The 14,733-nt window shown below is 65.9% G+C and carries 9 protein-coding genes and 1 pseudogene; 3 read left to right on the plus strand and 7 right to left on the minus strand.

Annotation, left to right across the window (positions count from 1 at the left end; all coding sequences use genetic code 11):
- Positions 1–96: 96 nt before the first annotated feature.
- Together FHS13_RS06885 and FHS13_RS06890 are read right to left on the minus strand one after the other, a co-directional pair.
- Entirely contained in the window at positions 97–1,521 is a 1,425-nt protein-coding gene (locus FHS13_RS06885) for a non-reducing end alpha-L-arabinofuranosidase family hydrolase (protein WP_184290220.1), read from the minus strand.
- Between the two features lie 699 nt (positions 1,522–2,220).
- Positions 2,221–4,866, minus strand: coding sequence for a DEAD/DEAH box helicase (locus FHS13_RS06890; RefSeq protein WP_184289367.1), 2,646 nt, complete (start codon positions 4,864–4,866; stop codon positions 2,221–2,223).
- 165 nt (positions 4,867–5,031) lie between these two features.
- Between FHS13_RS06890 and FHS13_RS06895 the strand changes: the two genes are divergently transcribed.
- Complete coding sequence (locus tag FHS13_RS06895; RefSeq protein ID WP_184289371.1) at positions 5,032–8,445, plus strand: helicase-related protein; 3,414 nt, start codon at positions 5,032–5,034, stop codon at positions 8,443–8,445.
- Positions 8,446–8,865: 420 nt separating this feature from the next.
- Here the strand turns inward: FHS13_RS06895 and FHS13_RS06900 are convergent, their stop codons facing one another.
- Positions 8,866–9,141 (minus strand): helix-turn-helix domain-containing protein, encoded by a 276-nt coding sequence (locus FHS13_RS06900; protein ID WP_184289374.1) that lies wholly within the window; start codon positions 9,139–9,141, stop codon positions 8,866–8,868.
- Positions 9,142–9,377: 236 nt separating this feature from the next.
- On the opposite strand from FHS13_RS06900, the gene FHS13_RS06905 reads away from it, so the two are divergent.
- Positions 9,378–10,097: a GIY-YIG nuclease family protein gene (locus tag FHS13_RS06905; protein WP_184289377.1), complete on the plus strand. Its 720-nt coding sequence runs from the start codon at positions 9,378–9,380 to the stop codon at positions 10,095–10,097.
- A 270-nt stretch (positions 10,098–10,367) separates the two neighbouring features.
- Here FHS13_RS06905 and FHS13_RS06910 read toward each other — a convergent pair.
- Positions 10,368–11,189: pseudogene (locus tag FHS13_RS06910) on the minus strand (transposase family protein).
- 167 nt (positions 11,190–11,356) lie between these two features.
- On the opposite strand from FHS13_RS06910, the gene FHS13_RS06915 reads away from it, so the two are divergent.
- Positions 11,357–12,025, plus strand: coding sequence for a YdcF family protein (locus FHS13_RS06915; RefSeq protein WP_184289380.1), 669 nt, complete (start codon positions 11,357–11,359; stop codon positions 12,023–12,025).
- 336 nt (positions 12,026–12,361) lie between these two features.
- On the opposite strand, the gene FHS13_RS06920 is transcribed toward FHS13_RS06915, so the two are convergent.
- The 3 genes from FHS13_RS06920 to FHS13_RS06930 form a co-directional block, all read right to left on the minus strand.
- Positions 12,362–12,730, minus strand: coding sequence for a type II toxin-antitoxin system PemK/MazF family toxin (locus FHS13_RS06920; RefSeq protein WP_184289383.1), 369 nt, complete (start codon positions 12,728–12,730; stop codon positions 12,362–12,364).
- Positions 12,727–13,407 carry a type II toxin-antitoxin system antitoxin SocA domain-containing protein gene (locus tag FHS13_RS06925; protein WP_184289386.1) on the minus strand — a complete coding sequence of 227 codons (681 nt, stop codon included), beginning with the start codon at positions 13,405–13,407 and terminating at the stop codon, positions 12,727–12,729. The genes FHS13_RS06920 and FHS13_RS06925 overlap by 4 nt, the downstream gene beginning before the upstream one ends.
- 497 nt (positions 13,408–13,904) lie before the next feature.
- Positions 13,905–14,729, minus strand: coding sequence for a helix-turn-helix domain-containing protein (locus tag FHS13_RS06930; RefSeq protein WP_184289389.1), 825 nt, complete (start codon positions 14,727–14,729; stop codon positions 13,905–13,907).
- Positions 14,730–14,733 lie beyond the last annotated feature (4 nt).

A 14,733-nucleotide genomic window follows, 5' to 3' on the forward strand; every position in this document is an offset into this window, starting at 1 on the left:
CGGGGGGTGTCGCCGGAGCGACAGCCGTTCGTGTCGAGCGGCCGACCGGGCCGAGGCGGGCGGCGCACCCCGAATGCGCCGCCCGGTGCTTCCCCGTCAGCGCTGCAGCGTCAGCACACCCGGCCGGTAGGGCAGCAGGTTGTAGTCGCCTCCGGAGTTGGGAGAGCGCCCCTGGTAGAGGAGCTGCATGTCGCAGGGGTCGATGGTCATAGTCTGGTCGGGACCGGTGCGGACCAGCTCGCCGTGGCTGATGTCGTCGGTCCAGGTGGCGCCGCTGTTGACCCGCCCGGCGAAGGGGTTGTTCTCGGTGGCGGCCTGCGGTGTCCACGTCCCGCCGAGGCTGGTGGCCGTGAACGAGCGGAAGTAGCGGTTTCCCTGCGCGCCGATCGCCTCGACGAGCATGAGGTACCGGTTCTCACCCTCGACCTTGTAGACCTGGACGCCCTCGAACAGGTTGTTGGTGCTGTCGGACATGACGATCGTCGAGGTCGAACCGAAGCTGCCCGGGAAGTTGCCGATGGGCATGCTCGCCCGGTAGATCCTGCCGTTGTCACCGGCGAAGAACAGGTACATGTGCGTGTCGTCCCCGATGAGCGCCTGGTCGATGGGCCCGGTGGAGGAGTTGGCGATGCTCCCGTTGAAGAGGGTCTGCGGCGACGACCAGCTGTTCACATCGGTGGGATCGGTCGATGTCCGGTAGGAGAAGGCGGGCCCGCCCCACTGGTAGGCGAGCACCCAGATGTTCTTGGGGGCGAAATGGAAGAGCGTGGGTGCGACGGCGGAGAAGGGCATCGGGTTCTGGCCGGCCGAGGCCATGCCGGACCAGTCGTCGAAGAGCCCGAAGTTCATCGAGCCCCATGACGTGCCCGTGTCGTGGGTGGTCGCGTAGACGAGGTGCCTGCCGTTGTAGGGGGCGTGGGTGAAGTCCTTGAGCGAGGCCCATCCCTGCCGGGGCTGGGCCAGCGGGCCGGTCGACGTCCAGTTGTAGGTCGACGGAAGGGCGCACGTGCCGCCCGGTCCCCCGCCGTCGACGCGGACGAGCTGCCACTGCTGGTTGTCGCCGCCCCAGTCGTCGTACTGCACGATGGCGGCACCGTCGGCGGTCGAGCCGCCCTGGACCTCCAGGGCCTTGTTGCTGTGCCGGTTGATCAGCCGGACGTGGCCGCCGGATGCGTCCTCCAGCCGGAACTGCTGGTTCTCCTGGTTGTGGTCGGTCCACTGGACGATGGCGGCACCGTTGGCGGTCGACCAGTTGTGGACGTCCAGCACCTTGCCCGAGATCCTCGACTCCAGCCGGTAGTAACCGCCGCCGGAGTCGACGAACTGCCACTGCTGCTGGTCCTGGTCGTTGCGGGTCCACTGGGTGATCCGTGCCCCGTCGCCGGTGGCCCGGTTGTACACGTCCAACGCCTTGCCGCTGCCGCGGTTCACCAGCACGTACCAGGCGTCGGTGTCGACCGACGCCGCGGCGGCGGGCGCAGGTGCTGTCACGGCGCCTGCGCCGCCGATCACCAGCGCCATCACGCCGGCGATGACGAGCCGCAGCAGCCATCTCCGCGGCCGCGGGGACGGCGTGATCGGGGATCTGTTCGACGTCACCATGGTTCTGCCTCCAGAGCCCTGGGGCCGCACGGTCCGCCCGAGGGGGGTGTTGCGGGTCCTGGGCCTGCACTCGGGAATGTTAGCGTTAACATCGGCCCGGACGAACTGGCCCACATCTGAAGCGAAACTCCGACGCGGCAGGTCTGCCCGGAAAGCCGTGGGCATCCTTGCCCTCGCCGTCGAATCTGAGCGACAGCACACCGGAAGTCAAGACGGGTTTTCCAGAAAAATTCCGGAAGAGAAGTGGTTCGCCGATTGGTGTCGTCTCGAAGTACCTGGTAGCGGCCTTGGCGTGGAAAGCCCGCGCGCTCTCACAGGAGCCGGTACGCTCTGCTTCCCCCATCAGGAAGGCGGGGACGGACCTCCCTCCTTCCAAGTTCCTGTTTCTCCAGCGCACGTTTACATTCGATCTCGACCGAGGACACCGGAACTCTTCCCCATCCTGGTCCTCACCGGTAGCAACAGCCCCGCCACCGCGGAGGTGTTCCCATGCGGAGAGGCCCGTCCACTTTCGCGAATGCGCCCTGGGCTCGGTGTCCCCCGACTCCGCGCTCCTGCTGGAACCCCGGGCCGTCAACACCAGCCGGAACGTCACCTTCTCCGTGGAAGGAACCTGGTCTACCGGTCGCGGAGCAGCCGCTCGCGTTCCTCCGCGACGATCTCGCGGGCCAGATCCGCCTCGGACACGTCGAATGCCTCAGGAGCACTCTCCGCCGTCGCGGACCGGCGGGCGAAGTCGTCGAACAGGACACTCTTGCGCTCCAGGATCTGCCTGATGCGCTGATCGACCCCCTCTTCGCTCAGGAGCCGGTGGACCTGCACGGATTCGAGCTGTCCCATGCGGTGTGCGCGTGCGATGGCCTGCCACTCGATGGTGGGTTTCAGCTGGGGCTCGCAGATGGCGATCACGGAGGCCGCCTGGATGTTCAGCCCCACACCGCCTGCCTGGATCTGGGCGACCAGGACGGCACCCTCGCCGGCCGCGGAGAAGTCGTCCACCATGTCCTGCCTCCGTGCGGCGGGCACGGAACCGGTCAGGGGCCCGATGACCTTGCCGGGAAGTACGTCGGCCACCTGCTTCAGAACACCCAGGAAGTGGGAGAAGACGATCACGCGCCGGCCGTTGTCCTCGGCTTCCTCCACGATCTCCAGCAGCCGCCGGATCTTGCCGGAATCGCGCCCCTCCGACATGGCGGCCTGCCGCATGGCTGCGAAATTCCCCTCGCTGACCGCCTGACGGTAGGCGATACGGTCGGCGGTGGTCAGAGGAACGAACTCGTCGACCTCGACGAGCTCCGGTAGCTCGTCGAGCACGTCCTCCTGGTTGCGCCGTAGGTAGGCGGGAGCGATCTGTTTGCGGAACCGGCGCGGATTCAGCTCGGAGACGTCCTTGAGCAGATGGGGCTGCAAGTAGCCCACCAGGTTGGCGAACTCCTCGATCCTGTTCTCGAGCGGGGTGCCGGTCAGCAGGATCGCGCGCGGGGACCGGTCGATCAGCTCCGCGGTACGGCTGGAGCGCTTCGCGCTCGGGTTCTTGATGTAGTGGGCCTCGTCGACCACCACACACGCCAGGTCACCGACGTTCGACATCTGCTCCTGGAAACGGGCGAGCGTCTCGAAGGTGGTCACGGCGATTCCGCCTCGACGGATCCAGGAGCGCATGGCCCGGTCGCGTTCGGGCCCGTGCACACGGTGGGCGGTCAGCGTGGACTTGGCGGTGATCTCGCGCGTCCAGTTGGTGACCACGGCCGCTGGACAGATCACCACGAAGTGGCTTTCCCCGGATGCGCTCAGATGTGCCAGAGCAGCGAGGGCCTCGACGGTCTTACCCAGACCCATCTCGTCTCCGATGACGACCTTGCGCTGGACCAGGGAGAAGCGCGCGGCGAAACTCTGATAGCCCCGCAGGGCCGCGACCTTGAGATGGTCGGTCTTCAGACTGAAGTCGCGAATGGCCTGGACGATCTCGTCGGGCAGATCCCCGGTGGCCTTGGCCTCGTTCTCGGGGTTGATGCCGAGTTCGGACAGGAGGGCGAAGTAGTCCGCGGGGCGCGAGGTGAAGTCGTCCCATACGTCTTCCTCACCTCTCCCGCCGGGAGCGAACACACCCAGGCGTGCGGCACCTTCGCAGACAGCCGCGATGTCCTGGCGCAGCACGTCGGGGTCGGGAGCGTACACGGCGGGGTAGAACGCCACGTGCGTGGTCCCTGCAGGCATGCGGTGGTCGACGAGAGGAGCGAGCTCGTCCACACGTGACAGTAGGGCCGAACCGCCTGCCAGGTTGCGTGCGGCATCCCAGGCGTGCAGGGCCCGCAGAAGCGCTGTGGCTTCGTCGGTCCGCCGGCGGATGTCGATCCGGGCGGGCATCTCGTCGAACGTGGTCTGCCACAGCGTTCGCGCCGCTCCCAGAAGCTGAGCGGCCGACTTCTCTCCGATACCGGGCAGCGCCGTGATGTCGTCGCCCAGGTCCAAGACGTCGAGCACGGTGGTGAACCCCGCGTTCGCCAGCGGGACGGTGCGCAGCCGATCACGGGTGGCCTCCCGGAGTCGGTCCAGCGGCATCTCCGCGAGCAGTTTCCGGGACTCCGCCTTGCGGACGCCGTCACCGGCGCGCATCGCAGCGTCACGGTGGGAGGCTTCCTGTTTCCGGGCCCGCCGGACCCGGCTGATCGCGGAATCCAGCTCCTTGACCACGTGCAGGTCCAGGAGGACGGGACGCCCCTTCAGCTCCGGGAAGTGCTCCTCCAGCGGGACCAGTTCCTGGGCCAGGCTGTGAGCGGCGTCCACCCCGCTTCGCCGGAAGGGGACGTCGAGCGTCTCCAGGCGCCGGAACAGCTGCTCCTTCTCAGCCCGGGCATGGTAGTCCGCGAGGTGGGAAGCAGCCGTGGCAGCCTTCTCCTTCTTCCCGTCCGAGGAGAAGAGCCTGCGCAGTCCCAGCAGGGAGCGCGCCGACCGGACCTGTACGGGCAGGTCCTCGACCAGGACGCGCAAGGTGTGCTCGTCCTCCCTTGTCTCCGCCGGCATCCTGCTCCAGGCGAGGAGATCTCCCAGGAGGGCACCGGCCTTGGGGTTGACCGGCAGGGAGTGCCAGGTGGGCCGCCCGTCACGGTGGAGGGTGACCTGGGAGCGCCGGAGGTGCTCGACCGCCCTTCGCACCACGTTGCTCGCTGCCTCACGCTGGGCACGGATGCGCTTGGCCTGGGCGATCCATGCGTTGACCCGGACGATGAGAGCGTCCAGGTCCCGGCGTTCTTCTCTGTTCATACGGCCTTCTGCGCATGTGGAGGGGGCGGAGGGGACACCGCAAAGGAAAAAGGGAGGTCAGGGAAGTTTATCCTCAGGTGCACAGGTTGGTGGCGGCTCGATCCCATGCTCCCTGGTGGTGAACCCACCGAAGGCGTGGGAGGGCGGAAGGGCAGGAGGATCAGGGTGCGGCTGGAAGAGCTCGAGCAGGGACTACAGGTCGAGGGTGTGCTCCCCTCCGAGCCGGTCACCGTCCTCTTCGTCCAATGGCACGGCACTTCCGCTGTCGAGTTGACCTACAAGTCCTCCAAGGGGGAGCTGGACCAGCGGGTCCTCTTCCGCAAGGACGAGGAGCGTCTGCGCATCGCCCGGTCCGACTCACGCGCCTTCGACGCCGATGCGGTCGACTTCAAGCTCGCGGCCGAGGCCCAGCGCATCACCCTCGCCGGCCTGTTCGACCCGATGCTCGCTGTGGCCACGAGCGACGTGGAGCCGCTACCGCACCAGATCCGCGCGGTGTACGGCGAGTTGCTGCCGCGCACCCCTCTGCGGTTCCTTCTCGCTGATGACCCCGGCGCGGGAAAGACGATCATGGCCGGCCTGTACGTGAAGGAGTTGATTCTGCGCGACGACGTCAAACGCTGTCTGGTCGTCGCGCCCGGCGGACTGGTGGAGCAGTGGCAGGACGAGCTCTTCCTCAAGTTCGGCCTGCACTTCGACCTGTTGACCAACGACCTGATCGACGCGAACGTCAATCTCGACGTCTTCGAGACCCATCCGCTCCTGATCGCGCGCATGGACCATCTGGCGCGCAACGAGCACCTTCTGGGACTGCTCAGGAATTCCGAGTGGGACCTGGTCATCGTGGACGAGGCCCACAGGATGGGAGCTCACCGCTTCGGCGGGAAGGTCGACAGGACCAAGCGGTTCCAACTCGGAGAGCTCCTCGGCGAGGTCACCCGGCACCTGCTGTTGATGACCGCCACCCCGCACTCCGGCAAGGAGGAGGACTTCCAGCTCTTCCTGACCCTGCTCGACCGGGACCGGTTCGAGGGGCGTTCCGGGAGCGCGTCCACCGATACCAGCGGGATCATGCGCCGCATGGTCAAGGAGGACCTGCTGACCTTCGACGGCAGGCGCCTGTTCCCCGAACGTATCGCCGAGACCGTCCCCTATGAGCTCACCGCTCTGGAGTACGACCTTTACGAGCAGGTCACCGCCTATGTGCGTGAGGGCATGGACCGCGCCGAGCGTATCGGCGGCACACGCCAGAACAGCATCGGGTTCGCCCTGACCGTCCTGCAGCGGCGCCTGGCCTCCAGCCCGGAGGCGATCCACCGCTCCCTGGTCCGGCGCGCGGACCGGCTGGAGCAGCGGAAACGGGCCGTTCTGAACGGAGAGCGCCGCGACCCGTCCCCGGCTCTCGACCACGACCTCCTGGACGGTGGCGAGTACAGCGCCGAGGAGATCGAGAACCTCGAGGACACGCTGCTGGACACAGCCACCGCGGCGCGGACGGCGGAGGAGCTGGACGCCGAGATCACCGAGCTGGCCGAGCTCGCCCGGACCGCCCGCGCCGTGCGTGACAGCGGTCAGGACCGCAAGTGGACCGAACTGTCGCGCATCCTCCGTGACCAGGTGCTGGTCGACGACAGGCACGGCAACCCGCGCAAGCTCATCGTCTTCACCGAACACCGCGACACACTCTCCTATCTGGCCTCCCGTATCCGTGCCCTCCACGGCCGAGGCGGGACCGTGCTGACCATCCACGGCGGGATGAGCCGCCGTGAACGCCGGGCCGCCACCGAGGAGTTCACCCACAACCGCGACTGCCGGATCCTCGTCGCCACCGACGCGGCCGGTGAGGGTCTCAACCTCCAGGCCGCCCACCTGATGGTCAACTACGACCTGCCGTGGAACCCCAACCGCATCGAGCAGCGGTTCGGACGGATCCACCGCATCGGCCAGACCGAGGTCTGCCGACTGTGGAACCTGGTCGCTGCCAACACCCGCGAAGGCTTGGTCTTCACACGTCTGCTGGACAAGGTCGACGAGCAGCGCAGGGCCTATGGCGGCAAGGTCTTCGACGTCCTCGGCGAGTCCTTCACCGGCACGCCGCTGCGCGAGCTCCTCACCGAGGCCATCCGGTACGGCGAACGTCCGGAGACGCGCGCGAGGATGCACCAGGTCATCGACGCCTCCGTCGGGGAGGGCCTCGACGAGCTCCTGAACGAGCGGTCGTTGGCCTCGGCCCCGCTCTCCGACTCCGAGCTGCGGGGCCTGAGGGCACAGATGGACGAGGCCCGCGCCAGGCGTCTGCAGCCCCACTACATCGAGACGGCCTTCAGGAGCGCCTTCACCCGACTCGGCGGGCGAATCGTGCAGCGTGAGAAGGGCCGTTACGAGATCACCCATGTTCCGGCCGGCGTGCGCGCGGCCGGGAACAGGAACGTCGCCTCGAGCTACGCCAGGGTCACGTTCTCACCCGGGCGCACCCGGCCCGAGGGGCGTGAGCGGGCCGAGCTGCTCGCACCCGGTCAGCCGCTGCACGACGCCGTGATGGAGGAGACGATCCGTCGTTACTCGGGAGCGCTGAACTCCGGTACGGTCCTGGTCTCGCCCACCCTCGAAGAGCCCCGTCTGCTCGTGGGTGTCGTCGAGGAGGTGACGGACGGGACCGGGGCGATCGTGGACCGGCGCCTCGGGTATTCCTACGTCGACGAGTACGGCACCGTCACCCCGGCCGGGCCCGCCGCCTACCTGGACTGCGCTCCCGCCCCCGACACCGCGGCCGTCGCCGCGGCCAGGGGCTGGACCTGGATGGCACGGGCCAGGGAGACGGCCACCAGCTGGATCATCGGGCACCGGCTCCCCGAGTACGTCAACCAGGTGCGCCCGCGCCGTGAGGCCGAACTGGACCGCACCCGCGGTCTGGTCGCACAACGTCTCCGGGCGGAGTCGGCGCGCCTGCGCGCGAGCGCCGCCGCGGCCCGGGAGAAGGAGCTGTGCGGCGAGCGCCCCAAGGAGTCCTCGGAGAGCCTGGCCCGTAAGGCCACCGAACTCGATGTCCGTCTCGAGCGGCGGATGAGCGAGATTGAACGGCAGACGCACATGAGTGCCAGGTCGCCCAGGATCCTGACGTCCGCACTCGTGCTCCCCGCAGCCATGGTCGAGCAGGACCTCACCCCGGGGGCGCTCTTCCAGGCCAGGGAGACCAAGGAGGTCGAACGGCGGGGTATCGACGCGGTCCTGGCCGTGGAACGTGCCCTGGGTCGTGCTCCTCAGGAACAGGCGTTCAACAACCCCGGGTACGACATCCTTTCCACCCAGGTCGACGGAGAGAGGATCCGGATCGAGGTCAAGGCCCGCATGGAGGGGGCACAGGATTTCTTCGTCACCCACAACGAGGTCCTCACCGCCAGGAACGCCGCTCCCCGTTACCGGTTGGCCCTGGTCAGGGTGGACTCCCGCGGCCCGGCGTACGACGAGGTGCGCTATCTGGCTGACCCGTTCGCCACGACCGACCTGGGAGGGTTCGAGGCCACCGGGGTGGTGGGTGACTGGAGCCGAACCTGGGCCAGGGGCAAGAGTCCCTTCTGACCGAGACGGGTGGCGCGGACGGGCCGGTGAAGCTCCGCCCCGTTGCGGGGCGGGCCCTGTCGGAGCGTGTGGGTGGTCGGCTCCGGAGGGTGCCGCAACCCGGGGAGAGCAGGCGCAAGCGGGCTGTGTCCGGGTGCTGCGCTGGGCCGGGGGCAGACAAGGACCGCGGACATCCGCATGGCGAGAAGAGGCTCGTCCGGTCGCCGCGGGGTGAGGAACACGGCGGTGTGCTCCGAGACCGCTTCCCGAGCGGTGTCGGCAAGCGGTTCCCGGCCCTGCCCCGTCCGGGCGGTCTCCTCCTGGGGCGTCTCGCGGGCCTGGACCGGGACCTTGTGTGATGGCACAGCGGGCATGTGACCTTACTGGTCGTGGTTTCTCGACAACTCCATGATCCTTCAGGCCCATGCCCGTTTTCGCATGTCAGGAACTGGTCATACCCCCGCGAAAGCATTCAGGTCCGGCATTCGCCTGTTCTCTGGCAAAGCACGAGAACTCCGGGGTCCTGTAGCCCTGAGAGCCGGTGCGGCCTTTGCTCATGAGCGCGTCGGTGCCGCCCTGGCCCCAGGTGCGCCGCCAGTTGTTGACCGCGTGGTCGGTCACGCCAAGCACCTCACCAATCTGGGCGTCGGACATCTGGTCCTGCTCAAGCAGGGTGGCTGCAATCAGGCGGCGTTGCTGCTTGCCGCGGGCGCCCATGACGCCCCTCCTCGGAGAGAAGCCCCAGGTAGGAGGACATACACCCGACCGGGAAACAAACAATCAAACCTCAGCCAGTAGATTTCCAGCCAAAGTCATGCCGGGCTCACAGAGCAACCAAGATTTTTACTCTACGCTTTTTCTATATTACTCACTGATCACCTCGAGCCCCTCCCTGGCGTCCAGGAACTTCAACCCTATTCCCTGAAGCACACCTCTTAGGGTAATATGCCACCATGGAACCATCGCAAGATGACACACATAAGGTCCATCAAAAATGGGGATTCGGAATGTCCCCCATAAAGCCTGCAACTAAAAAACATAGAGACGAAGCAGCAAATTCTGTCCTGAATTTTCTCAAAGGAAACAGGGCTGCAATTTTAGGGAATTTGGATGATATTTCCACCGTCCAGGGTCTTTTCACCCGAACTTTCAAGCGCGACCAGTGGGATTGGTTCACCACATGGAGCCAGCTCGACTACCCAGACTACCATGAGGCAAGGCACATCTCAGGGTCATTTAAAGCTCTTCGTCGATCACTTAGAGACGCGGACCGAGATCTGGAAAACTCAGCAACCTCACAGCTCATAAGGTTGGAAGTTCCGGATGCACTAGATAAATATTTGCACAGAGAATACTCCAAAAGCACAGACTCTGGCTTCATCTACATACTATCGACTCGCGAAATGCCCAACTTTTTGAAAATCGGTTATACAAATAGAGATATTTTTACAAGAGTAAATGAAATCAATTCCTCCACTGGCGTAGTGATTCCATATGGAGCCAGGGCTGCCTGGAGGGTCACCAAAGCCAAGCAAACTGAGCATGAAATTCATTCACTACTAGGAGCATACAGGATCCGAAAGGACCGGGAATTCTTTAACGTGCCCCTCGGGACTGCAGTTAAAATAATTGATAATTACGTAAAAACCAAAACGAAGCCCAGACAAGATTAATATCTCGCTCCATTTCGCAATCCACTGATGCACCTGCCCTAATTTCCCTTCCGGCGAATCAGCAGTGACAGCAGGGTCGTAGGAAATACGTTTCTCCTCTCTCAAAAGCCCAAGGAGTTCAAGAGCGGGGACAGTGTCGCGTGCAATCGAGGTCAGGAAGACTCGTGGCCGAGCGATGAGTCCAGCTCGGAGATGAAATTTTCGCCATCAACAAGCGAGGCGCCTTGGGAGAATCTAGTACTCCAGTGAAGTGGTCTCAGTGAAGTGGTCTCAGTGAGTTTGTTTTTCGATATTGGTCAGAGCCAGCGCGGCTTGCACGATCGCGCCGATCTTGGACGGGCTCATCGTGGTGTGGCGCAGCACTCTCCACCGTCCGGTCAGCACCGCCATCGCGCGCTCGCCGATGCACCGCAGGCCGCGTAGCAGCCGGTTGTGGGCCCGGTCGTCGACATGCCAGCGATGTTCGTCGACCTCGGGCGGACGTTTGATCGGAGTGCGCACGCCGACTCCCGCGCCCTCGTAGCCGGGGTCGGCCAGCACCACGACCCCCTCGGCCGTGGCCTTGTGCACAAGCGGGAACACGTGCCGGCGTGCGGCGGTGATGTCGGGCGTGGACCCGGGCTCGACGTCGGACACCCACACCGGTTCTCCCCGGGCATCGGACAGGAACTGGATATTGCCGCCGTGGCGGTGTTTGTGGCCGCTGTACCAAAGATCGCTCCGACCGGAGGGGCCAGGCTCCGAACAGCGGTCGGAGACAAACAGCTTTCCGTCCAGGATCAGGGGATCGTCGGGGGTGGTGCGGGCGTGTTCGAGGACCTGGTGCAGGTCGGGGGCCTGGTCGGCGAGCACGTCGATGCCCTCGTCGACGTAGCGGTAGCCGGTGGCCCGAAAGATGCGGTTGTCCCTGGCCAGGGCGTCGATGGCGGTGCCGTCGCGCAATCACCGCAAGATCAGGACCGCCTGTTTGTAGCAGGTCAGGGCGCGGGTGCCTGTGCGGGTGCCGCGGCGTTGGCGTTCGGCGTTCAGCAGGGCCGAAAGGTGCCAAACGGTGGCCTGGTCCACGTCGAGGGTGGCAGTATAGGGAACCACGTGGAGCCTTTCAGGTGGTCCGGTGGAGATTCGACACCTCGCCTTCTACCTGGGGCTCCACGTCTGTGTCAGGGGAACGGAAATTCACCCATGGATGCACTTCTCGTCTTTATTGCCGGTTTTCTACTGCTTCCTGGCTGCTGAGATCACCTCATTGGAGGAAACGCATGGCGGACGACGCGCGCACCACCACCCAGGAGCAGTGGCAGCAGGCCGAACTGATCTGGGACTTCCACCAGATGCACCACCGGGTACGTCCGTGCGACGCGGCCATCGCCCTGGGCTGCAACGACCTCGGCGTCGCGGACCACGCCTCCGAGCTCTACCACGCCGGACTCTTCCCCACCCTGGTCCTCACCGGCGGCAACAGCCCCGCCACCGCAGAGGTGTTCCCCCGCGGAGAAGCCGTGCACTTTCGCGAACGCGCCCTGGAACTCGGCGTCCCCGACTCCGCGATCCTGCTGGAACCCCGGGCCGCCAACACCGGCCAGAACATCACCTTCTCCCACCAGGTCCTGGCCGAAGCCGGCATCGATCCCTCTGCCGTGCTCCTGATCTCCATGCCCTACATGGAACGGCGCGCCTTCGCCACCACCCGGAAACTGTGGCCCGAGGTCGAAGCGGTGTGCACCTCCGCGCCACTGCACCTGGACGCGTACGTCAAGAACATCGGCGACGCCGGCCTGCTCATCGACATGATGGTCGGAGACCTCCAACGAGTGATGGAGTACCCCCGGCGCGGCTTCGCCATCGAACAAAAGGTCCCTCCGCAGGTACGCGAGGCCTACACCTCGCTCATCACCGCAGGCTTCGACAGCCACCTGATCCAGACGTGACCGTCGACCAACCAGGGCTGCTTCATTCTCGACGGCACCTCCAGCACACCGGAACCCGCCACCGGACGTCCGACAACAGGGCATCCCTACGGCGCCCTCGAGCAACCCCGTGACCGTCTTCTACGGTTCACCGCCCCCAAGGATCACCAGGTAACCGATACAGCTCATGCCCACCGTGCGAGCGCCCTCGCCTGCCTCGTCGGCACCGCGCACAACCGGGGCGGCCAAAAACGTACGGTCCCCTCCCGCAATCAGCATCACGGAAGTAAGGCAGGCGCGCTGCCCCGAGATCTTGAGCGACGCATCATTTGACGACAGGGCCGCCGGCAGATCAGCTCAGATCTGTCCGGTGTATTCGGCGAGGTTGAAGTAGATGTCCTCCAGCAGATGCACAGGAAGTTGGCCGACGTAGTCGCCGAGATCGTCCTTGGCTATGGGCTGCACGGCCGCGACACGGACCCAGCACTTCTTCTGCATGTTGGCGACGCCTTGGCCGATTTTGACGCAGTACCGGGTTTTACGAGTGGACTGACTTGAACAGGGTGCCACCAGAACGATCGGCCAGTCCTCGTTCTCGTGTTCGGCGTCGCCGCTGACCACCACGACGGCGCGTCGGGGATGCCACTTCCGGTCGTAGTCAGGAGGCAGGGCGAGAAGGCGGTCGGGGACCCAGTAGACCCCACCGCGTTTGATCGCGGGCTTCACTCCTCACCCAGCGCCTTCATGCTCGCGCGGCGACGAATCTCGGCGGATTCGGCCATTTCTGCCAGCAGGTCCTCTCCCACGCCAGGGTCGGACGTGACGGGGCCTCTGTCGGCCGCTCGTGCCCGATAGCGCTCTTTGAGGGCCGCGTACTGTTTACGACGTCTGGCTCGATTCAGGTCGAGGAGCACCCCGTGTTCACCGTCGGTCTGCGCCTGCACCATGGGGGCGGTCTCGTAGGCCAGGTCCCGCAGTTGCGCGGCGGAGCGGTCACCGTGTTCGGCGACGACCTTGCCCAGGACAGTGAGGGATTCGAGGCTCAGAGGGGCGTCGATGTCTTCGGCCAGGTGCAGCCGTACCTCCCCGCAGGGGCTCTGGGGGTCCTGCACCCGTTCGACGAGCCCGGAGGCGACCAGGGCGTCCTCAACTCGGTATTGGGCCGGGTCGAAGGGACCGTGGTTCTCCCATCGCCAAGTCGCACCGGTGAATGCCACGCCCCCGCTCTCCACCGCGCAGAGGTCGGCGAGGTAGAGCAGCTTGGCGACCTTGGTTCGGTTGAGGACGCGCCCTTGATCCCGCGCGACCCGGAGCAGGGAGAGCACGGAGCGGAGCAGCGGGTCTTCGGGCTGGCTGAAGATCATGCCGCGTGTCACCTCCGCCTCGCACGAGGAGATCGTCATGCCGCATCTCTTTCAAGATTAGGGGGTGGCCAACTGAACACTACGGGTGCCATGCCGAAGGCGTTCCCATGATGACAGCAGCTCCCTGGGAGTGGTGGGTGTTTGGACAAAGTCCTGGACCGAGGCGAGGTGGACAGTAGGCCCGTCAAGGGCTTTGCCCCGATGGCGGCGGGGTGGCCTCGCGACTGGAGCGCTGTCCCAGGACAATCGAGCGTGAACCGCCTCCGCCGGGGCTGAGAAGGCATGTCAGCGGCTGACCCCGTGGACGCACGGCACAGCGCGGGGTCCGTTCCCGCTTCCAGTGCGCTGTGGACTTACCGGATGCCGGGACAGGACCCTGGCCGCTTCAGGAAGTTGAGCATGGTGCACAGGAGGCGATATAACCACCGGCACCCAACGCCGATACGGAACACACGTCCGCTGACCACTCGGGCACCCGCCCCGCTGGTTCGTCTCCTGTCCGCCCTGCAACGACAGCGGCCGGACACCGCGTCCCGTCAGACCGGGCGGGCCTCGTTCCGAGACGGCCGGCCGCTGCGCGCGTACCGGCCGGGACTCGTGCCCAGCATCTGCTTGAAGTGGCGGTTGAGGTGCGACTGGTCGTAGAAGCCGACCTCGGCAGCCACCGAGCGCGGAGCCATGCCGTCCAGCAGCAATCTGCGGGCCAGATCCACTCGCCGCCCGGTGAGGTACTGGTGCGGCCCCATGCCGAAGGTATGGCTGAACACCCGGACCAGGTGAGCGGGATGGGCGTGCAGAGTCGCGGCGGCCTCCTGGAGGCGGACGCCCTCGACGAACCTCGCGTCGAGCAGATCGCGCAGCCGGTACGCAAGCCCCGGATCTCGTACCGGACCGCGAGAAGCTACTCGTCGGCACAGGTGGTCCCGCAGCCGCTCGGAGATCAGCGCCAGTCGGCTCTCCGCCTCCAGTTCGTCCTCCGGCCGCCGCAGCGCCTGGTGCAGCTGGTGCACGCGGAGACGCAGCCGGGGGTCGTTCAGGGTGGGGCTGTCCACCGCCAGGCCCACGAGGTCCTCGGTGAGCTGGGAGGAGTCCAGGTACAGGACCCGCTTGCGGAAACCATGCGGTGTGCTGGAGCGTCCGTTGTGCGGGACGTGCGGGGGAAGCAGGGTGACCACGTGGTCGGGGGCGCCGTGCTCGTGGCGGTCCAGGTCGTACCGGACCGTCCCTTTGTCGATGATCAGCAGCGCCCATGCCTCGTGCGTGTGCATCGGATACGCATGGTCGGTGATATCGGCATACAGGACCTCGTCCACGCCGGACAGGGACGGACTCCAGGCCCGAATCCGCGAATGACCGACCATGCAA

This window comes from Nocardiopsis algeriensis, from assembly GCF_014203695.1.
Classification (GTDB): Bacteria; Actinomycetota; Actinomycetes; order Streptosporangiales; family Streptosporangiaceae; genus Nocardiopsis; species Nocardiopsis algeriensis.

What these genes read in the sequence shown, in the direction of transcription:
- FHS13_RS06915 (WP_184289380.1), top strand. Translation starts at nt 11,357, where the DNA reads ATGGCGGACGACGCGCGCACCACCACCCAGGAGCAGTGGCAGCAGGCC.
- FHS13_RS06890 (WP_184289367.1), bottom strand. Translation starts at nt 4,866, where the DNA reads ATGAACAGAGAAGAACGCCGGGACCTGGACGCTCTCATCGTCCGGGTC.
- FHS13_RS06905 (WP_184289377.1), top strand. Translation starts at nt 9,378, where the DNA reads ATGGAACCATCGCAAGATGACACACATAAGGTCCATCAAAAATGGGGA.
- FHS13_RS06925 (WP_184289386.1), bottom strand. Translation starts at nt 13,407, where the DNA reads ATGACGATCTCCTCGTGCGAGGCGGAGGTGACACGCGGCATGATCTTC.
- FHS13_RS06885 (WP_184290220.1), bottom strand. Translation starts at nt 1,521, where the DNA reads ATGGCGCTGGTGATCGGCGGCGCAGGCGCCGTGACAGCACCTGCGCCC.
- FHS13_RS06900 (WP_184289374.1), bottom strand. Translation starts at nt 9,141, where the DNA reads ATGGGCGCCCGCGGCAAGCAGCAACGCCGCCTGATTGCAGCCACCCTG.
- FHS13_RS06930 (WP_184289389.1), bottom strand. Translation starts at nt 14,729, where the DNA reads ATGGTCGGTCATTCGCGGATTCGGGCCTGGAGTCCGTCCCTGTCCGGC.